Below are 20,308 nucleotides of genomic sequence, written 5' to 3'. Positions count from 1 at the left end.
GCAAAACAGCGACGGAAACCTAATCGTGGCAACGGTTTAACCGTTCGCATACCGAGCTTGTGGCGGGCGTTCCTAGCGTTTGCCCCGTCGCCAACCGCCGAGCGGCCGGCGCGAACCCCGTCCCCATCGCAACAGGGAGAAACCATGTCTGACGAGACCGCGAACCCGCAGCCGGAAGAGACCGAGTCCGACGAGGTCGAGGCCCACAGCGCGGACGTGCTGGGCCTGCAGTCCCTGGACGCCGACAAGGCGATGGGCTACAGCAGCCCGGCCTTCAGCTGCAGCTCCTGCGCCGGCGCCAGCTGCTGACGTACGGCATCGCGCGTGGCCCGGGCTCGTCCCGGGCCACGCGGTAACACCTGGGCAGGACACCACCGGACGGAGGAGCGGAATGCAGGTCAGCTGGGAGACGGTGGTGTCCTACATGATGCACCACCCCAGGTGGTTCGAGGACTTCACGCAACGCCCGCCGACCGCGGAGCACTTCCGCGAGTACCGCGCCGTGATGCCCGCCGAGTGGAAGCTGACCCGGCGCGGGCACTGGATCGTCGCGGAACCGCCGGACCTGCCGATGCCGGGCGAGGGCTGGAAGCTGCACGTCTCCGCGACCTCGCACAACTCCGCCGAGGTGCTGCGAGCGGCCCTGCCCGTGCTGCTGGAGGCGGGTGTCCGGTTCAAGTTCCTGATGGACCCGGCCGCCGTGCAGGAGGCGAACGGCAAGTCGTTCCCCCGCGGCTCCAGCGGCAAGTACATCACCGTCTACCCCGTGGGTGCAGAGGAGTTCCACGCCGTCGGCCAGGCGCTGACGAAGGCACTCGACGGCTTCGACGGCCCGTACCTGTTGTCGGACCGCAGGTTCCCCGGCTCCAGGGTCGTCTACTACCGCTACGGCGGCTTCCGCAGCTTCTTCCGGCTCCGGCCCGGCGGCGTCAAGGAGCTGATGATCAACGCTCCGGACGGCACGCGCGTCCCGGACGTCCGCACGCCGTACTGGACGGTCCCGGAGTGGGCGGAAGACCCGTTCCCGCGCCCGAAAGCGAAACCCGGCAAGAACAAGACCGCACTCTCGAACGGCCGGTTCGTCGTCGAGAGCGCGTTCCTGCAGAGCAACCGCGGCGGCGTCTACAAGGGCTACGACACCGAGACCGGTGCGGACATCGTGCTGCGCGAGGCACGTCCCGGCGTCGAGGTCGGCCCCAACGGCGTGGACGCGGTCCAGCTGCTCAAGCACGAGTACGACCTGCTGACCGACCTCGCCGACACCGGCCTGTTCGTGAAGCCCATCGCGTACTTCACCGAGTGGGAACACGCCTACCTCGTCGAGGAGTACCTGCCGGGCACGCCGATCGGCCGGTTCAGCATCGTCGAGAACCCGATCTACGGCCTCGACCTCACGCCCGGCCGCCTCACCGACTACTACTCGCGGTTCCGCGACATGTGGGTGCAGATCGCCGACGCCATCGCGGTCTGCCACGAACGCGGCATCGTGCTCGGCGACATCTCGCCGACCAACATCATCGTCCAGCCGGGCGACCGGATCGGCATCATCGACCTGGAGTCGGCGTTCCACGAGGGCCGCGACACCGGTGCCGCCCTGAGCACGCCGGGCATGGTCACGCGCCGAAGCCTGGCCGCGCGCCAGGGCGACCGGCGCACCGACTACTACGCGCTCGGTGGCGTGATCCTCTCGTGCGTTCTCATGTGCCAGCAGGCCGACGTCATGGAACAGGGCGTGCCGCGCAGGTTGTTCGCCGAGGCCGCGGCCGACCTCGACCTGCCGGAAGAGCTCGTCGCACTGATCAGCGACCTCTACGACGAGAACGCCGAGCTACCCGACCCGGCCGTGGTGCGCCAACGCCTGCTCGACCTCCCGTTCGGCACGAACTGGACCCAGCCGCCTCCGCTGGCCGTCCGCGCCGTCCCGGAGAAGGCCGCGAGCGCCAGGCTGCACAAGCGGATCGACGAGACCCTCGAAGGCATCGCCGACTACGTGCTGAACACCGCGACCCCGCAACGCGAGGACCGGCTGTTCCCCGCCGACCTGCTGGTGTTCGAGACCAACCCGCTTTCGGTGGCACACGGCGCTTACGGCACGTTGTTCGCGCTGCACACCATCCGCGGCGAGGTCCCCGACGAGCTGGTCGGCTGGACGTTGCAACGCTCGACCGCGCACCCGATGATCCCGCCCGGCCTCTACTACGGCACGGCCGGCGTCGCCTGGGCGCAGTCGAAGCTCGGCCTCCAGGACCTCGCCGTCGCCACGCTCCGGGGCAGCGCCGGCCACCCGTTGCTGCTCACCGAACCCGGTGTGCTGATCGGCGCGGCCGGCCACGGCATGGCGTGCCTGCGGCTGTGGCGCGACACCGGCCTCGGCGAGTTCCTCGACCGCGCGGTGAGCATCGGTGCGCACCTGGCGGAAACCGCTGTCAGGCAGGAGGATCACGCGCACTGGCCAGGACCGGAGGGCGACATCCCGGTCGGCTACGGCTACGGCGCGTCCGGCGTGGCGATGTTCCTCCTCGCGCTGCACGCGGCCACCGGCGACGCCGAGGTCCTCGCGCTGGGCGAGGCCGCGCTGGAGTTCGACGTGGCCCAGGGCGAGTACACGCCGAGCGGCCTGTTCACCTTCCCGCCGGTGGTGTCCACAGAGGACAGTCCGACCGAGGTGCTGCGCGCCTACTGGGACGAGGGCACCGCGGGCATCCTCACCACGGCGTTGCGCTACCAGCACGTCACCGGCCGTTGGCGCGACCGGATCGACCAGCTGTTGCCGGACGTGCGGCGCAAGTACGTCGTGTTCCCGCAGCTCTTCCACGGCGTCGCGGGCATGGGCAACACGCTGCTCGACGCCTACGAGTTCCTCGGCGATCCGGAGCTGCTCGGCGACGCGGAACGCTGCGCCGCGTCGGTGCTGTGCAGCGCCACCGAACGTCCTGAGGGCATCGTGTTCCCCGGCGAGCAGACGTTGCGGGAGAGCGCCGACCTCGCCACCGGGTCGGCCGGCGTGACGTTGTTCCTCGACCGGTTCAAGCGAACGGAACCCGGTGCCCGCACCAACCTGAACTTCGTGCTCGACGACCTGCTCGGGGACCCGCGATGACAGCCGTCGAGGAAGGGGTCGCCGAGACTCCGCTGCGGCGCAACCGGGAGTTCCGGTTGCTGTGGATCGGGCAGGCGCTGTCGGACTTCGGTTCGGCGATGGCGGGCCTCGCGTTGCCGCTGGTCCTGCTCGCCGCGGGCTACGGCCCGGCGGAGGCCGGGCTGATCGGCACGGTGGTGCTCGTGGTCGGCATGATCGTCCGGGTGCCGTCGGGCTACCTGGCCGACCGGTACGACTCGCGGGCGTTGATGCTGGTCAGCGACCTGGCACGGCTCGGCGTGGTCGCCGTCGCCGCCGTGTGGCTGCTGGCGGGCACGCTGCCGTTGTGGGTGGCGCTGCTCGTGGTGGTCGTGTCGGCCGTCGCGCTGGAGGCGTTCCGGCCCGCGCAGAACAAGGTCGTGCGCCGGGTCGTTCCCGCGGACCAGCTGGGGCACGCGGTCTCGTTGAACCAGGCGCGGATGTACGGGGCGAGCATCGCCGCGCCCGCCGTCGCCGGTGTGCTGATCGCGCTGGCGCCGTGGATTCCCTTCGCCGCCAACGCCGTCACGTTCGCGGTGTCGGCCTGGTGCATCTTCCTGCTCGCCCGCACCCCGGCCCAGGCCGCCCCGGCCACGCGCGAGAAGTTCTGGCCCGAGGTCAGCGCCGGCCTCAGATTCGTGGTCGGAGACCGGTTCCTGAGGCTCTCGTCCGTCTACTTCGCACTGTTGAACCTGATCTTCTCGGCGTTGAGCTACGCCCTGATCCTGGGCGCGGCCACGCAACCCGGTGGGGCGACGGCGGTCGGCCTGGCGATGAGCTCGGCCGCGGTGGCGGGCCTCGTCGGCTCGTTGCTCGTGCCGTACGCGGCCAAGAGGCTGTCGTTGCGGGTCGTGCTGATGGCGGGTCCGGTGCTCGGTGCCGCGCTGCTGGTCGTCGCGTGGTCCGGTGGCGGCACGGTGCCGTTCGTGGCCGCGTTCTCCGCGTTGTGCCTGCTCACCCCGTTGATCGGCGCGGTGCTCGCGACGATCATGGCCAAGGCCGTGCCGGAGGACGTCTACGGCAGGGTGACGGCCGCGAGCAGCTTCGCCTCCCAGCTGCTGCAACCGTTCGGGCCGTGGGTGGCGGGCATCGTGCTGGCCCAGCTGACCTTCTCCGCCACCGCCGGGCTCTTCGCCGTCTGCCTCGGCGCCCTCGCCCTGATCGCCCTTCTCGTGCCCACGCCGAGCCATTAGGAGACCTGCCATGGAACTGTCGGTGCTCGACCTCGCCGTGGTCGGTCCCGGCCGCACGCCGGAGCAGTCGCTGCGGGACGTCGTCGAGGTGGCCAGAACCGCGGAACAGCACGGCTACCACCGCTTCTGGGTCGCCGAGCACCACGCGGCCCCGGCGACGGCGGGCAGCTCGCCGGCCGTCCTGCTCGCCTACATCGCGGCCGCCACGACGTCGTTGCGCGTCGGCTCCGGCGGCGTGATGCTCCCCAACCACGCGCCGCTCGTCGTCGCCGAGCAGTTCGCCGTCCTGCAGGCGCTCCACAACGGCCGGGTGGACCTCGGCGTGGGCCGCTCGTCCGGCGGCAACACCGCGAGCACCGCGCTGGACCGGGCCCTGCGCCGCGGCCAGCGCGCCACCGCCGACTTCCCGGCGTTGATCGACGAGCTCGCGCACTGGCTGCACCACTCGTTCGACGAGGACCACGAGTTCGCCGCACTGCCGATGTCACCGCGGATCAGCGCACCGCCGGAGCTGTTCGTGCTGGGCGCCAGCGAGAACGGCGCGCGCATCGCCGCCGAACGCGGGCTGCCGTTCGTCTACGGTCACCACCTCGGCGCGACGAAGGCCCGGCCGGCCGCCGTCGACCGGTACCGCTCGGCGTTCGCCGGCGAGAACCCGTACGTCATCGCCTCGGTCAACGTGGTCTGCGCGGACACCGACGAGCTCGCCGAGGAGGAGGCGATGGCCGTGGCGTTGAGCGAGGTGCAGGGGCGTGAGGGCGCGGACGTCATCGAGACCCGGCTGCGCTACCTCGCCGGGCAGGCGCTCGCGGACGCCCAGGTGATCCGCGGCGGCCCGGAGACGGTGATGCGCGAGATCCACGCGCTCGCGGACCGGCTGGGTGCGGACGAGATGATGCTGGTGCCGTTCGAGCACACCGGGATCGGCCGCAGCCGGACCCTGCGCTCGGTCGCGCGGGCCCGGCTGGCGGTCGGGTAGGGGATGGGGCCTGCGGCACTTGCCGCACACGCCTCACCAGGCTCAGCCGTAGCAGGCGCCGCACGAGATGTTGACCTGCGTCGACGTGATCGTGCGGCCCTTGTCGGACGCCACGAACGCGGCCACCGCGCCCACGTCGGCCGATGTCGCGGCCCGTTTCATCGGCGAGGCGTCGATGATGCTCTGCCGCGCGCCGTCCATCTCGGGGCCGTCCGGGAACGAGTCGATCACGCCGCCGGTCAGCAGCGTCACGGTGCGGATGCCGTGCGGTGCGAGCTCGACGCCCCACTGCTTGCGCAACGAGTCGATGGCGTCCATGCCGATCTGCACGTTCCCCATGCCGGGGTGGACGTTCGCGTGGTCGGAGCCGCCGAAGAACAGCAGCACGCCCGACTCCTGCTTCACCATGTGCCGGGCCGCGGCCTTCGTGGTGATCAGCTGCGTGGTGAGGCCCTTGCCGATGGCCGCGACGAAGTCGGCGGTCGGGATGTCGGCGAGCGGCTGGAAGAGGGCCTCCAGCGTGATCACGTTGACCGAGATGTCGACGCTGCCGGTCTTCTCGACGACGGCGTCGAGGTGGTCGTTGACCGAGGCCGCGTCCACGGCGTCGACCACCGCGGTCTCGGCCTGACCGCCGGCGGCGCGGACGCGGCCGGCGACCACCTCCAGCTTCGCGGGGGTGCGGCCCGCGAGGAACACCCGCGCGCCCTCGGCGGCGAACGCGTCCGCCATCGCGCCGCCGATCGTGCCACCGCCCCCGTAGATCACCGCGGTCTTGTTCTCCAGCAACATCTGCTGCTCCTCTCGTCGCAGCAGAAGCTAGGCGCCGAGCGGGTGCGTCCACATCGGTCACGTGACTGGCGTGCCGGCCGGCGACCGGCGGCCGGGTAAGTCATCCGAGGCCGAGCTGCGCCAGTTCGATCCGGCGGGTGACCCCGAGCTTCGGGTACGCGCGGTAGAGGTGGTGCCCGATCGTGCGCGGGCTCAGGAACAGCTGCGCGCCGATCTCCTTGTTGCTCAGGCCCGCCGCCGCGAGCCGGACGACCTGCACCTCCTGCGGTGTCAGGTCCTTCAACGGGTCGTCGGCGACCTGGTTCGAAGGCCGTTCGCCGAGTTCGGCGGCGGCGCGGTCCCGCCAGATCGCCGCACCGCAGCGGGTGAACCCGGTCAGCGCGGCCTCCAGCTGGGCGCGGGCCTCACCCCGGCGTCTCCTGCGGCGCAACCACTCGCCGTACAGCAGCTGGGTCCTCGCCTGGTCGAACCGGCCGGTGCCCGCCGCGAGCGCGGCCTGGAAGTGCTCCTCGGAGTCCTCCAGCAGCGCCTCGCAGCGCCGCAGCAACGCCGTCGCGGCCGGACTGTCCACTTGCGACGCCCACCGGCGCAGCGCGGCGACCGGCTCCGCCACGTCGGTCGCGCGCCCGTCCCGCACCGCCGCCTCCACCAGGTCCGCGACCGCGCGGATCACGAAGTCGTGCCGGGCCGGACCCGTGCACACCTTCTCCAGCGCCTCGAACGCCGTGCCGCACCGACCGGCGGCGAGGTCGAGCAGGCCGAGGCCCCAGTGCGCGAGGGCGGTGCCGACGGCGTGCTTGCCCTCCAGCACCGCAAGGACCTCGGCGGCGAGCGAGCGGCAGCGCTCCTCGTCGCCCGTCACGGCGGCGATCCACACCGACGCCGACCGCAGCACGGCGACCTCCGTCTCCATGCCGAACTCGCTGCTCAACGACTCCGCCTCGGCCACGCAGGCCGCCGCCGACACGAACTCGCCGCGCAGCATCTGCGCGAACGCGGCGACCTCCTGCGCGTACGGCACCCAGGTCAACGCCCCGATGGCGCGCACCTCGGCGAGCATCAGGTCCATCACGGCGACGGTCGCCTCTTCCTCGGCCAGCATCAGCCCGCTGAACCCCGCGACCACCCTGTGCATCAGGTCCACGTCCTGCTCGCGGCCGACGTCGAGCATCGTCCGCAACGGCGCGGCCGCCGGACGTCCCGCCAGCACCTCGCCCCAGCTGATCAGGGCGTCGGCGGCGGCACGGGCGTGCGACCCTGCCTCCAGCTCCAGCCCGCTCATCACCGAGCCACCCTCACCGACCAGTGCCAACGCGCCCGCGTCCCGTCCGGCGCAGATCATCTCGGTGAGCATCACGACAGCGCGTTCCGGATCGCTGACGAGCACCAGCCTGGCGGCCTCGCAGGCGAGCGCCGCGTCGGCCTCGGGGGAGGTGCGCTCGTACTCGATCTGGCCGCGCAGCAACGTGACGTCCGCCAGCACGCCCGGATCGCCGGTCAGCGACGTGACCTCGACGGCCAGCCGGGCCGCGCGGTCGGGCTTGCCGGCGTCGTAGGCGGCCAGTGCGGCCTTGGCGATCCGCCGCGCCTTCAGCTCGGGGTCGACGCTCAGCCGCCCGGCCCGGTCGTAGGCCGCCGAAACGGCCATCGCGCCACCACGCCGTTCGGCCCGCAACGCCGTGCGTTCCAGTTCCGCGGCAACGGTTTCGTCCGGCTCGGTGGTCGCCGCGGCGAGGTGCCAGGTGCGGCGGTCGAGCACCTCGGCGGAGGTCAACGCGTCCGCGAACGCCCGGTGCACGGCGATCCGTTGGTGGTGGGTGGCGCATTGGTAGGCGGCGGCACGCACGAGCGGGTGCCGGAACGTCAGTTCGCCGTCCGCCACGCTGATCAGCCCGGCCCGTTCGGCGGCGGCCAGGTCCGGGACGTCCGCCCCGACCGCGCGGGCGACCCGCAGCACCGTGTCCATGCCCGCGAACCGGTCCGCGGCCGCGACGAGCAGGATCGACTGGCACGGCAGGGGAAGTCCGGCGATCTGCGCGCGGAACGCGTCCTGCACCCGGCGCGTCACCGGCAGCGGCCCGACCTGGTGCGCCGGTTCGGCCCGGCCCTCGCGTTGCGCCGCCAGCCGGGCCGCGCCGAGCTCCAGCAACGCGAGCGGGTTGCCGCCCGCCTCCTCCAGCACCCGCGCCCGCACCGGCGCCGTCAGCCCGGGACTGCGCTGGTCGAGCAACGCGGCCGCCTCGTCCGGCGGCAGCCCCGGCAGCCGCAGCTCCTCGATGCCGGGCGTCGGGAACGGCACCGCCGTCTCGCGCACCGCGAACAGCATCGCGACCGGATCCGCCTGGAACCGTCGCGCCGCGAACAGCAACGCGTCGGACGATCCGCGATCGAGCCACTGCGCGTCGTCCACCACGCACAGCAACGGTTGCTCGGCGGCCAGTTCCGCGAGCAACGTCAGCGTCGCCGCCCCGATCAGGAACGGCGTGGCCGGCGCGTCGCTCAGCCCGAACGCCCCGCGCAACGCGGCCGCCTGCGGTGCCGGCAGCAGGTCGAGCCGGTCGAGGTGCGGGTAGAGCAGCAGGTGCAGCGCGCCGAACGCGAGCTCGGCCTCCGACTCGATGCCGACCCCGCGCAGCACCCGCACGGCCCCGGCCGCCGCCACGGCGTCGTCGAGCAACGCCGACTTGCCCACCCCGGCGTCCCCGCGCACGACCAGCGCCGCGCTGCGACCGGAGGAAGCCTGCTTCAGCAACGCAGCGACGCGGTCCCGTTCGGACCGCCGGCCGACCAACATGCGCAGAGTCTAGGCGCGGGCCTCGGACCGCTTCTCGTCGTTCCTCCGCGTGCGCAAGGAACCCGGCCGCGCCTTCGCACTCGGGTCGCGCCTCGTCTTCACCAGGCTCGCGACCGTCACGACCGCCAGCACCACGGCGATCACGACGAGGCTCAGCAGCGTGGGGATCTCCGGCACGCTCTGGCTCACGTCCTCGTGCAGCCACTGCAGGATCAGCTTGACCCCGATGAACGCGAGGATCAGCGACAGCCCGGCCGACAGGTACACCAACCGGTCCAGCAGCCCCTGCACGAGGAAGAACAACGCCCGCAACCCCAGCAACGCGAACGCGTTCACGCAGAACACGACGTACGGCTGGGCGGTGATGCCGAAGACCGCGGGGATGGAGTCGAGCGCGAACAGCAGGTCGATCGTCCCGATCGCCACCAGCACCAGGAACAACGGCGTAGCCACCCGCTTGCCGTCGTCCCGCGTGAACAGCTTCCCGCCCTGGTAGTCGTCCGTCAGTGGCAGCACCCGGCGGGAAGTCCTGATGACGACGTTGTTCTCGATGTCCGGGTCCTCGTCGCGGTGCCGGAACAGCTGCACGGCCGTGAAGATCAGCAACAGCCCGAAGAGCAGGAACACGAAGGAGAACAAGGAGAGCAGGGTGGCGCCGAGCGCGATGAAGATCGCCCGCATGAGCAGCGCCAGCACGATCCCGAACGTCAGCACCTTGTGCCGGTGCTCGTCGGGCACCGCGAACGTGGTCATGATGATCACGAACACGAAGAGGTTGTCGACCGAGAGGCTCTTCTCGACCAGGTAACCCACGAAGTACTCGGTGCCGGGCCCGCTGCCGTAGTGCAGCATGAACCACACACCGAACCCGAGCGCGATGGCCACGTAGACCACCGACCACACGGCGGCTTCCTTGAGCCCGACGTGATGAGGCCGCTTCGCCGCGACGACGAGGTCCACGGTCAGCAGCGCCACGATGAAGCCGATGGTGCACGCCCAGGTCAGCAGGCTGATGTCGAGCTCGGTGCTCATGTCACCTCCAGCCGGAGGGATACCCGGCCGAGCCCGTCTCATACCGGCGTGCGGTTGGCCTTCCCCTTGTCGCCGTGCCGGGCCTCTGCCTTCTCCTCCCGGCGCCTGTCGAGCAGCCACATCACCGGCGACGCCGACAGGCCGTGCAGCACGATCGACCCGATGACGACCAGCCCGACGACCCGCCACAACGCGTCCTGCTGCGCGCCGAACTCGCCCTCCTGCAACGCGTACGCGACGTAGAACAGCGACCCGATCCCGCGCACGCCGAAGAACGCGATGACGGACCGTTCGCGCGGTCCCGTGCGGCCCCGCAGCTGCCCGATCCAGCCCGTCACCGGCCGCACGAGGAGCAGGATCACCGCCGCGACCAGCACCTCGCGCCAGCCGGTGCCCGCCAGCAGCCCGGTCACCGCCGCGCCGCCGAGCAGGAACACGATCAGCACCGTGAGCATCCGCTCGATCTGCTCGACGAACCGGTGCAGCACCTGGTGGTAGCCGTGGTGCCGCTCCGCCGCCCTGATCGCGCAGGCGCACACGAACACGGCGATGAACCCGTAGCCGTTGACGAGCTCGGCGACGCCGTACGCGAGGAACGTCGCGGCGATCGCGACGAACCCCTCGGCGTGCTCGGCGAGCCGGAACTTCTCCGACGGCGCCGAGAAGAACAGCTTGCCCAGCAACCACCCGGCGCCCCAGCCGATCGCCATGGCCGACCCGACCCGCCACAGCACGTCCACCGCGATCCAGTGCCCGAACCACGCCGACGGCGCCGCACCGACCAGGCTGATCGCGATCGCCGCGTAGGTGAACGGGAACGCGAGCCCGTCGTTCAGCCCAGCCTCGGAGGTGAGCCCGAACCGCGCCTCGTCCTCGTCGGACTCGGGGTGCTCGGCGGGTTCCGCGACCTGCACCTCGCTCGCCAGCACCGGATCGGTGGGCGCGAGCGCCGCCGCGAGCAGCACCGACCCCGCCACCCCCAGCCCGAGCGCGCTCCAGCCGAGCAGTCCCACCAGCAGCATCGACAACGGCATGGTGATCGCCAGCAGCCGCCACGTCGTGGCCCAGCCGCGCAGGCTGACCGCGCGGTTGAGGGCGAGCCCCGCGCCCATCAGCGAGATGATCACGCAGATCTCCGCCAGGTGCAGCAGCACGGTGCTGTGCACGACGGGATCGGGGTCCGGCAGCGGTTCCACGACCGCGAACGTGAGCGCGCCGGCCCCGAGGAACACCATCGGCATGGAGACCGGCGCCCGGTCGAGCAGGCGCGGCAGCAGGGCGGCGGCGAGCGTTGCCAGGCCCGCGCCGGTGTAGAGCAGGGGAGCGGGATCCACGGTCCGCCTTTCGTTCTGATCAGACCGTGGTACCCCGCAGCAGCTCACCCAAACCGTCCGCTGCGGACGGTGGGACGGCGGCCTCGAGCAGGCGGGTGGCGGTGCTTAAGATGTGCGTGCCCCGCCGTGGAGCGGGCGCAGCAGAGCGCGTCCAGGTTCAGCAGCGTGCCGTGACGCAGGGCGAGAGGGCAACGGCGTGAGCGCGTCCGGCATGCGGGGCTACGACCTGCGCGCCCTGTTCGGGCAGTCGAGAACCGTCTTCGCGGCCTTCACCGGGCCGTCGCACGAGGTCGAGACGGCCAACGAGGCGTTCACCACGCTGTTCGGTGACGGTGGGTCGCTCGCCGATCTGCTCGACGGGGTGCAACGCACCGGCACGCCCCGGACGGAGCACGACGTCCGGGTGGTGACCGGTGAGGGCGAGGCGTTCTTCGAGCTGACCTGCGAACCCCGCGCCGACCTGGCCGGCGTCCGCGTGATCGGCGTCGAGACCACCCAGCTCAGGCACGCGCAACGGCTGATGGCCGACCACCGCGCCCTGCTGGTGCAGATCGCGCGGCGGGCGCCCCTGGCCGACGTCCTGGACGGCATGATCCGCTGCATCGAGGACCTGGCGCCGGAGGAACTGGTCGCCTCGGTCCTGCTCGCCGCCCCGGACGGCACCCTGCGCCACGGCGCCGCTCCCAGCCTCCCGGCGTTCTACAACGAGGCGATCGACGGCATCGCCACCGGCGAGGGCATCGGCTCCTGCGGCACGGCGGCCCACCGCCGCGAGCCGGTCATCACCGAGGACATCACCACCGACCCGCTCTGGACCGACTTCCGCCACCTGGCCGAGCGGGCGGACCTGAGAGCGTGCTGGTCCACCCCGATCCTGGCGGGGGACGGCGGCCTGCTGGGCACGTTCGCGATGTACCACCGCACCCCGCGCGCGCCGCAGGACCCCGACCGGGCTCTGATCCAGGTGTTCGCCGACACCGCGGCCCTGGCGATCGAACGCCACCACGCCGAGGCGGCCGAACGCGCGGAGCGGATGAGGGAGGCGGCGGCCGCCCAGGCCCGAGTCCCGCACCCGGACCGCTGTGAGCTGGGTGGACGGACCGCCTGCGATGCTCCGGCGGAGATCAAGGTGGCCGACTCGTGGGGCGACTCGGCCTGGGGCTGCCCCGCTCACGTCGAGGAGGCGCTGATCCGTGTCCGTTCGGTCTTCATCGCGAGCGAGGAGCTGGGCGGCCTCTCCACTCATGTCCGCCGCTGACACCATCGGCAGATGGATGTTTGACACGCCCGAGATCGGGCAACGGCTATCGTCGAACGCAGTTGCGACAGTCGTGAGAGGCGCGAACGCACGTGACCTTTGCCGGTGACCACGTCCAGAGCCTGGTCGTGGACCTGCACGTCCCGCGCGACGTCGCGCTGACCGGGCTGCGGCACGACCTCGCGGCGCTGCTGGGCGACCTGGGCGAGGACCACCTCTACGACGTGCAGCTCGTCGTCACGGAGCTGGTGAGCAACGTCCTCGACCACACCCCCGGCGAGGGCCGCCTGCGCGTGTTCCGCGTCGGCAAGCCGTGCGTCGTCACGGTCGAGGTCGACGACGAGTCCCCGACGCAGCCGGTGTACGGCCATTCGCGGCTGGGCGAGAACCGGGGCCGGGGCATGGTGATGGTCGAGAGCGCCACCAGCAAGTGGGGCACCAGCCTGCGCCCCGACGGGGGCAAGACCGTGTTCGCCGTCGTGCCGTGCCCGTGACAACCCGCTGACCAGCGGCGCGGGCAGGGCTGGCTACGATCGGGCCGTGGCTTCCATCACGCGCCGACCGTCCAAAAAGGCCGAACGCCAGGCCGCGGTCGAGGCCGCCGTGCTGGGGGCGACCGAACGGCTGCTGCGCGACGGCACCGTCTTCACCGAGCTCGGGGTGCAGCGCATCGCGGACGCGGCCGGCATCGCGCGGTCCACGTTCTACCTGTACTTCCGCGACAAGACCGACGTCATGCGGCGGATCACCGAGAACCTCGGGCGGGCCGCGTTCGAGGCACCGGGAACCGTCACCGCGGACCTGGAGTCGATCACGCGGTCGCAGGTGGAGATCTTCGCGTTCTACCGGGAACGGGCGCACCTGCTCGCCGCCGTCGTCGAGGTCTCCGGGTACGAACCGGAGATCCGCGAGGTGTGGAACGCGGCGGTGCAGCGCTTCGCCGACAACATGACGCGCATGCTGGAGGAGGAGCAGGAGGCCGGCCGCACGTCCGCCGGCCTCGTTCCGCACACGTGCGCCGAGGTCATCGTGTGGGGCGGCATGCGGGTGATCGCCCACCAGGTCGCCACGAACGGCCCCGAGTCCGACCTCGCCGTGGCCCGCGAGCTCGCGGCCAACCAGTGGTACGGCGCGTTCCGCCGTCCCTGAGAGCTCCCTCTCCGAATCCGCTCGACGACCGCCCGGTGGTCCGTTCGGGTGTACAGTCGGACATGTTGTCGGACACGGTGTCCGAAAAATGGTGAGGAGAGCTCGATGCGGTACCGCACACTGGGCAGGACCGGACTCTGGGTGTCGGAGGTGTCCCTGGGCGCCATGACGTTCGGCGGCGCCGCGGACCACCCGGTCTGGGGCGCGGTCGGCGCGCTCGACGTGACGCAGTCGCGCCGGCTCGTCGACGAGGCGCTCGACGCGGGCGTGAACCTGATCGACACGGCCGACGTCTACGCCGACGGCGAGTCCGAGGCGCACCTCGGCGAGATCCTCGAAGGCCGTCGCGACCAGGTGCTGATCGCGACCAAGGCGATGGCCAGGTCCGGGCCGGGGCCCAACGACCTCGGGGCGACCCGCGTGCACCTGCTGCGCAGCATCGAGAAGAGCCTGAGCCGGCTGCGCACCGACCACATCGACCTCTTCCAGTTGCACAACTTCGACCCGGTCACGCCGCTGGAGGAGACGCTCGGCGCGCTCGACGACGCCGTGCGCCAGGGCAAGGTCCGCCACCTCGGCGTCGCGAACTTCCCGGCCTGGCTGATCACGAAGGCGCTCGGCATCTCGGCGCTCAAGCAGCTCAACGGGTTCGTCGCGCTGCAGGCGCACTACTCGCTGCTGGTGCGCGACCTGGAGGCCGAGATCCTGCCGATGGTCGAGAGCGAGAACATCGGCCTGACCGTCTGGGGCCCGCTCGCGGCCGGGTACCTGACCGGCAAGTTCGACGCCGAGGGCAGGACCGGTGACGCGTCCTCGCGCCGGGCGAGGAGCGAGCAGGCGATCCCGCCGGTCGACCCGTCGGCCGCCGCGCCGATCGTCCACGTCGTCCGCGAGGTGGCCGAGCGCACCGGCACGAGCATGCCGCAGGTCGCGCTCGCCTGGCTGCTCGCCCGGCCCGCCGTCACCAGCGTCACGATCGGTGCCCGCACCGTCGAGCAGCTGCGCGACAACCTCGCCGCCGTCGAGAACCCGTTGGCGGAGAAGGACCTCGCCGAGCTGGACGCGATCAGCGCGCCGGCCCCGGTGTTCCCCAGGTGGATCAACGACTACTCGGCGTCGGTGCGCGGTCCGGTCCCGCTGGGCTGACCGTCGCGTGGAACGCCGCGTGCCGAGGCTCACGACGACGCGGGCGGCGGGGTCGGGCGAACCGTCCTCGACGCCTGCCACCTGCGCTGACCGCAGGGTCGTCCCGCCACGTCGAGAGCCCCGTGGCGGGACGATCCGGGCGCTGGGCCAACCGGGCGACACGCCCACTACATGTAGGTGCGGGTCTCATGATCGCGCCCATGTATTGTGTCCCGCAGCTGGTTCGGCCGATCATCCAGATCGGTCGTCGCAAGAGGGAACCCGGTGCGATTCCGGGACTGCCCCGCAGCGGTGAACGGGAACGAAAGCCGTCAGGAAGCACTGGACGAGGGTGTCTGGGAAGCGACGGCCGGTAGGCGCTCGGTGATCGATCACCGGGCACGCCCGTGAGTCCGAAGACCTGCCAGCATCCCGCACGCGCCTGCGTGCGGGCGTCCGAGGCCCCGAGGGAGGGCGGGAGGACGTGGCGGTCGCGCGCGCCCGTTCACTCCTCGCTGCTCTCTCGTGGCCACCGAGCTCGCGAGGAGAGAGCTGTGACGGCGGTCGACACAGTCACCACCACGATGCGCGTCAAGAAACGCAACGGTTCGCTCGAACCGGTGGATTTGAACAAGATCGTTCGCGCGGTGGAGCGTTGCACGGTCGGTCTGCACGACGTGGACCCGTTGCGGGTCGCGACGAAGACGATCAGCGGCCTCTACGACGGCGCCACCACGGAGGAGCTGGACAAGCTCTCCATCCAGACCGCCGCGGCGCTGGTGTCCGAGGAACCCGAGTACTCCAAGCTCGCCGCGGGCCTGCTGGCCGCGTTCATCGAGAAGGAGGTGCGCCGGACCGGCATCCAGTCGTTCAGCCAGTCCATCGCCCTGGGGCACGCGGAGGGCCTGATCGGCGACGCGACCGCGAAGTTCGTGGCCGCCAACGCCCGCAAGCTCGACGACGCGATCGACCTCGACGCCGACCGCCGTTTCGAGTACTTCGGCCTGCGCACGGTCTACGACCGCTACCTGCTGCGCCACCCGTCCAAGCGGTCGGTGATCGAGCAGCCGCAGTACTGGCTGCTGCGCGTCGCCTGCGGCCTGTCGCACACGGCGGCCGAGGCGATCGACTTCTACCGGCTGATGTCGTCGCTCGCGTACCTGCCGAGCTCGCCGACGCTGTTCAACTCCGGCACCCAGCACACCCAGATGTCCTCGTGCTACCTGCTCGACTCGCCGAAGGACCAGCTGGAGTCGATCTACGAGCGCTACGCCCAGATCGCGCAGCTGTCGAAGTTCGCCGGCGGCATCGGCGTGCAGTGGTCGCGGGTGCGTTCGAGGGGTGCGCTGATCCGCGGCACCAACGGTCACTCCAACGGCATCGTGCCGTGGCTGCGCACTTTGGACGCGTCGGTCTCCGCCGTGAACCAGGGCGGCCGCCGCAAGGGCGCCGCGTGCGTGTACCTGGAGACGTGGCACCCGGACATCGAGGAGTTCCTGGAGCTCCGCGACAACACCGGTGAGGACGCGCGCCGCACGCACAACCTCAACCTGGCCAACTGGATCCCGGACGAGTTCATGCGCCGCGTCGAGGCGGACGCCGACTGGTCGTTGTTCGACCCGGACGAGATGCCGGAGCTGGTCGACCTGTGGGGCGACGAGTTCGACCGCGCCTACCGCGCCGCGGAGGAGGCCGGCCGTGCGGTCCGGACCGTGAAGGCCCGTGACCTCTACGGACGGATGATCCGCACGCTCGCCCAGACCGGCAACGGCTGGATGACGTTCAAGGACACGTCGAACCGCACGTGCAACCAGACCGCCGAACCGGGCAACGTGGTGCACCTGTCGAACCTGTGCACCGAGATCCTGGAGGTGACGAGCGACGAGGAGACCGCGGTCTGCAACCTCGGCTCGGTCAACCTCGGCGCCCACGTGGCCGGTGACGGCATCGACTGGGACCGCCTGCGTTCGACGGTCCGCACGGCCGTGGTGTTCCTGGACCGCGTGATCGACATCAACTACTACCCGACCGAGCAGGCGGGCCGCTCCAACCCGCGCTGGCGCCCGGTGGGTCTCGGTGTCATGGGCCTGCAGGACGTGTTCTTCAAGCTGCGCCTGGCCTTCGACTCGCCAGAGGCGCGCGAGCTGTCGACGCGCATCGCCGAGGAGATCTACCTGACGGCGCTGGAGTCGTCAGCGGAGCTGGCCTCGTCGGCCGGCGCGCACCCGGCGTTCGCGGAGACCCGTGCCGCCAAGGGAGATCTGCAGCCCGACCTGTGGGGCGTCACGCCCACGCAGACCGAGCGCTGGGCGTCGGTGCGGGAGCGCATCTCCGAGCACGGCCTGCGCAACTCGCTGCTGATCGCCGTCGCGCCGACCGCGACGATCGCGTCGATCGCCGGCTGCTTCGAGTGCATCGAGCCGCAGGTGTCGAACACGTTCAAGCGCGAGACGCTCTCCGGCGAGTTCCTGCAGATCAACTCGTACCTGGTGCGCGAGCTGAAGTCCCGCGGCCTGTGGACGGACGCGATCCGCAACCGCCTGAAGCAGGACGAGGGCTCGGTGCAGGGCCTCGGTGAACTGCCGGAGGACGTGCGCTCGCTGTTCCGCACGGCCTGGGAGCTGCCGCAGAAGGCGTTGATCGAGCTCGCTGCCGCGCGCGGCCCGTACATCGACCAGAGCCAGTCGCTGAACCTGTTCGTCGCCTCGCCGACGATCGGCAAGCTCTCCTCGATGTACCTCTACGCCTGGAAGGCCGGGCTGAAGACCACGTACTACCTGCGCTCCCGCCCCGCGACGCGCATCCAGCAGGCGACCGTGACCGTCCCGGCCGCGACCGTCGCGGACGAGGAAGCGATCGCCTGTTCCCTCGAGAACCCCGAAGCATGTGAGGCCTGCCAGTGACCGCCCTGTCCAACACCGCCCGCAAGAACGCCCTGCTCGACCCCGGCATGGACCTCACGCTGCGGCCGATGCGCTACCCGCTGTTCTACGAGCGCTTCCGCGACGCGATCAAGAACACCTGGACCGTCGAGGAGGTCGACCTCCACTCGGACCTCGCCGACCTGAACAAGCTCTCCGAGGCCGAGCGGCACCTGGTCAACCGGCTCGTGGCGTTCTTCGCGACCGGCGACACGATCGTCGCGAACAACCTCGTGCTGAACCTCTACGAGCACGTCAACGCTCCCGAGGCGCGGCTCTACCTGTCGCGGCAGCTGTTCGAGGAGGCCGTGCACGTCCAGTTCTACCTGACGCTGCTCGACACCTACCTCCCCGACGAGAACGACCGCGCTGACGCGTTCGCCGCCGTGGAGACGATCCCGTCGATCCGCGCCAAGGCCGAGTTCTGCTACAAGTGGATCGACTCGATCTCGAACCTCACGACGTTGCAGACCCGTGAGGACCGCAGGTCGTTCCTGCTCAACCTGATCTGCTTCGCGGCGTGCATCGAGGGCCTGTTCTTCTACGGCGCCTTCGCCTACGTCTACTTCCTGCGCTCGCGCGGGTTGCTGAACGGCCTGGCCTCGGGCACCAACTGGGTGTTCCGCGACGAGTCGATGCACATGGCGTTCGCGTTCGACGTCGTGGACACCGTCCGCCGCGAGGAGCCGGACCTGTTCGACGACACCCTGTACGCGGAGGTCAAGGAGATGCTGCGCGAGGCGGTCGACGCCGAGGTGCAGTTCGCCGAGGACCTGCTGGAGGGTGGCGTGGCCGGCATGTCGGTCGCGGACATGCGCTCGTACCTGGAGCACGTCGCCGACCGGCGGCTGCAGGTGCTCGGCATCGAGCCGATCTACGGTTCCAAGAACCCGTTCGCGTTCATGGAGCTGCAGGACGTGCAGGAGCTGTCGAACTTCTTCGAGCGCCGGGTCTCCGCCTACCAGGTGGGCGTGACCGGCACGGTGTCGTTCGACGAGGACTTCTAGGAGTTCGGCGGTGCCCCCGGCCGCGCTCGGGGGCACCGGACGAATTGGGGGTCAGCACGGATTGGACGCGGCCGTCACCCGAGCCACCATGGGCGGGAACGGAGGCTTTCGATGGCTTTGGCAGACCGAGAACGGCGTGAGCTCGAGGAGATCGAGCAGCACCTGCACGACGAGGACCCCGAACTCGCGGCCAAGCTGACCAGACCCTCGGTGGTCACGCTCCTGTTCGGCGGCGCGCTGCGCGCACTCGGCGTGCTCGCGGCATTCTTCGGCGGTCTGCTCGTCGTGGTCGTGGGGGTGACCTGGTCGTCGGCGCCGGTGGTCGTGGCGGGTGCGCTCGTGTGCGTCGGGGTGTTCGCGAAGCTTCTCGTGGGTGCCCGCCAGATCTAGCAGGTCTCTGGGCCGCAACGCATTCCGGCCTCGCTCGTCGACGACAGCCTGAAAGCGGCCCACGTGAGCTCTCAGCTGTGATCATTAGGCTGGGCGGGTGCGCATCCTCTTCTCGTGCCGCCCCGCCTACGGCCACCTGTACCCGTTGGTTCCGCTCGCCCGTGCCGCTCGCGACGCCGGTCACGACGTCGTGTTCGCCACGGGGCCGGCCTTCCTGGACGAGGTGCGGGCGCTCGGTTTCGAGGTCCACCCCGCCGGCATGTCGATCGGGGAGGCGGAAGCCGAGGCCTACCACCGCCACGGCCGCGACGACGTGTTCCGGGTCATGATCACGATGTTCGCCGACCTGCTGCCGCGCGCCACGGTCGCGGACCTCACCAGGCTGCTCCCGGTGATCAGGCCCGACCTGGTGATCTACGAGCAGAGCGACGTGGGCGCCGCGAAAGCCGCGCGGGACGCCGGGCTTCCGGCCGTGTCGCACGTGATCGGCCGATCACTTCCGCCCGAGGCGCAGCAGGCCGCGGCCGCCGAGCTCGCGTGGCTCTGGGACGGCACCCCGGCCGACCTGCTGATGGGGGACGTCGCGATCGACCTGTGGCCGGACGTCGTGCGCGATCCCGTGGTCGCCGCGTTGCCGACGGTGCTGCGGCAGCGTCCCGTCGCGGTCGACCTCGACGTGGCGATGCCGCGGGTGCCCACGGACCGGCCGTTGGTCTACCTCACGCTCGGCACCGTCTCCTTCGGAGCCACCGAGGTGGTGCGCGCGGCGATCGACGGCCTCGCGCGGCTGCCGGTGAACGTCCTGGTCGCGCTCGGCCCCGGCGATCCCGCGGTGCTCGGCGACGTGCCCGACTCCGTGCGGGTCGCCGGGTTCGTGCCCCAGGCGGAGGTGCTGCGCCGGGCGGATCTCGTCGTGCACCACGGAGGCACGGGCACCGTGCTCGGCACCCTCGCCGCCGGTCTGCCGCAGGTGCTGCTGCCTCAGGGCGCCGACCAGTTCGTGAACGCGGCCGCACTCGTGGACGCCGGTGCGGCCGCGCAGCTCGTCGGCCAGGACGTCACCGCCGAGGCCGTCACCGAGGTGGCCGGCCGGCTGCTCGGCGACCCGGCGGTTCACGAGGTCGCCACAGCCGCGGCGGCCCAGATCGCCCGCATGCCCGAGCCTGCCGTGGTCGTGGAACAGCTCACCGCGCTGGTGCGGGCGTCCTGAAGTCCT

16 protein-coding genes and 1 riboswitch are annotated in these 20,308 nt (G+C 71.1%); of the genes, 12 read left to right on the top strand and 4 right to left on the bottom strand.

Going from position 1 to position 20,308, the window contains the following annotated elements:
- Positions 1-144: 144 nt before the first annotated feature.
- The 4 genes from ACQEU1_RS06145 to ACQEU1_RS06130 all read left to right on the top strand — a co-directional run bounded on the left by ACQEU1_RS06145 (position 145) and on the right by ACQEU1_RS06130 (position 5,290).
- Positions 145-309 carry a hypothetical protein gene (locus ACQEU1_RS06145; protein WP_433197125.1) on the top strand — a complete coding sequence of 55 codons (165 nt, stop codon included), beginning with the start codon at positions 145-147 and terminating at the stop codon, positions 307-309.
- Between the two features lie 82 nt (positions 310-391).
- On the top strand, positions 392-3,100 hold the full coding sequence (gene lanKC, locus ACQEU1_RS06140) for a class III lanthionine synthetase LanKC (RefSeq protein ID WP_433197123.1): 2,709 nt from the start codon (positions 392-394) through the stop codon (positions 3,098-3,100).
- Positions 3,097-4,311 (top strand): MFS transporter, encoded by a 1,215-nt coding sequence (locus ACQEU1_RS06135; RefSeq protein ID WP_433197121.1) that lies wholly within the window; start codon positions 3,097-3,099, stop codon positions 4,309-4,311. Before lanKC ends, ACQEU1_RS06135 begins: the two co-directional genes overlap by 4 nt.
- A gap of 10 nt (positions 4,312-4,321) precedes the next feature.
- Entirely contained in the window at positions 4,322-5,290 is a 969-nt protein-coding gene (locus ACQEU1_RS06130) for an MsnO8 family LLM class oxidoreductase (RefSeq protein ID WP_433197119.1), read from the top strand.
- 42 nt (positions 5,291-5,332) lie between these two features.
- Here ACQEU1_RS06130 and ACQEU1_RS06125 read toward each other — a convergent pair whose 3' ends face one another.
- From ACQEU1_RS06125 to ACQEU1_RS06110, 4 genes are all read right to left on the bottom strand, one after another.
- A complete protein-coding gene (locus tag ACQEU1_RS06125; protein WP_433197117.1) occupies positions 5,333-6,082 on the bottom strand; it encodes an SDR family NAD(P)-dependent oxidoreductase in 750 nt (249 codons plus the stop codon).
- Between the two features lie 100 nt (positions 6,083-6,182).
- Positions 6,183-8,876 carry an ATP-binding protein gene (locus ACQEU1_RS06120; protein ID WP_433197115.1) on the bottom strand — a complete coding sequence of 898 codons (2,694 nt, stop codon included), beginning with the start codon at positions 8,874-8,876 and terminating at the stop codon, positions 6,183-6,185.
- 9 nt (positions 8,877-8,885) lie between these two features.
- Positions 8,886-9,908, bottom strand: a complete 1,023-nt coding sequence (locus ACQEU1_RS06115; protein ID WP_433197113.1) for a TerC family protein — start codon at positions 9,906-9,908, stop codon at positions 8,886-8,888.
- Positions 9,909-9,946: 38 nt separating this feature from the next.
- On the bottom strand, positions 9,947-11,242 hold the full coding sequence (locus ACQEU1_RS06110; RefSeq protein ID WP_433197111.1) for a cation:proton antiporter: 1,296 nt from the start codon (positions 11,240-11,242) through the stop codon (positions 9,947-9,949).
- Between the two features lie 196 nt (positions 11,243-11,438).
- Here ACQEU1_RS06110 and ACQEU1_RS06105 point away from each other — a divergent pair, with 196 nt between their 5' ends.
- From ACQEU1_RS06105 to ACQEU1_RS06070, 8 genes are all read left to right on the top strand, one after another.
- Positions 11,439-12,500, top strand: a complete 1,062-nt coding sequence (locus ACQEU1_RS06105; RefSeq protein WP_433197109.1) for a GAF domain-containing protein — start codon at positions 11,439-11,441, stop codon at positions 12,498-12,500.
- Positions 12,501-12,592: 92 nt separating this feature from the next.
- The gene (locus ACQEU1_RS06100) at positions 12,593-12,994 is read left to right on the top strand and encodes an ATP-binding protein (RefSeq protein WP_433197107.1); all 402 of its coding nucleotides are present in this window, start codon (positions 12,593-12,595) and stop codon (positions 12,992-12,994) included.
- A gap of 46 nt (positions 12,995-13,040) precedes the next feature.
- Positions 13,041-13,649 (top strand): TetR/AcrR family transcriptional regulator, encoded by a 609-nt coding sequence (locus ACQEU1_RS06095; RefSeq protein WP_433197105.1) that lies wholly within the window; start codon positions 13,041-13,043, stop codon positions 13,647-13,649.
- Between the two features lie 105 nt (positions 13,650-13,754).
- A complete protein-coding gene (locus tag ACQEU1_RS06090) occupies positions 13,755-14,795 on the top strand; it encodes an aldo/keto reductase (RefSeq protein WP_433197103.1) in 1,041 nt (346 codons plus the stop codon).
- Positions 14,796-14,997: 202 nt separating this feature from the next.
- A riboswitch (cobalamin riboswitch) is annotated at positions 14,998-15,217 on the top strand.
- Between the two features lie 111 nt (positions 15,218-15,328).
- Positions 15,329-17,677: a ribonucleoside-diphosphate reductase subunit alpha gene (locus ACQEU1_RS06085; protein ID WP_433197101.1), complete on the top strand. Its 2,349-nt coding sequence runs from the start codon at positions 15,329-15,331 to the stop codon at positions 17,675-17,677.
- Positions 17,674-18,702: a ribonucleotide-diphosphate reductase subunit beta gene (locus tag ACQEU1_RS06080; protein ID WP_433197099.1), complete on the top strand. Its 1,029-nt coding sequence runs from the start codon at positions 17,674-17,676 to the stop codon at positions 18,700-18,702. Before ACQEU1_RS06085 ends, ACQEU1_RS06080 begins: the two co-directional genes overlap by 4 nt.
- A gap of 111 nt (positions 18,703-18,813) precedes the next feature.
- On the top strand, positions 18,814-19,092 hold the full coding sequence (locus tag ACQEU1_RS06075; RefSeq protein ID WP_433197097.1) for a DUF3040 domain-containing protein: 279 nt from the start codon (positions 18,814-18,816) through the stop codon (positions 19,090-19,092).
- Positions 19,093-19,189: 97 nt separating this feature from the next.
- Positions 19,190-20,302, top strand: coding sequence for a glycosyltransferase (locus ACQEU1_RS06070; protein ID WP_433197095.1), 1,113 nt, complete (start codon positions 19,190-19,192; stop codon positions 20,300-20,302).
- Positions 20,303-20,308 lie beyond the last annotated feature (6 nt).

It is taken from the genome of Lentzea sp. CA-135723 (genome assembly GCF_050936595.1).
In the GTDB taxonomy this organism is placed as follows: domain Bacteria; phylum Actinomycetota; class Actinomycetes; order Mycobacteriales; family Pseudonocardiaceae; genus Lentzea.
The sequence above is the reverse complement of the archived record's forward strand: the minus strand, read 5'-3'. Positions and strand labels throughout refer to the sequence as shown.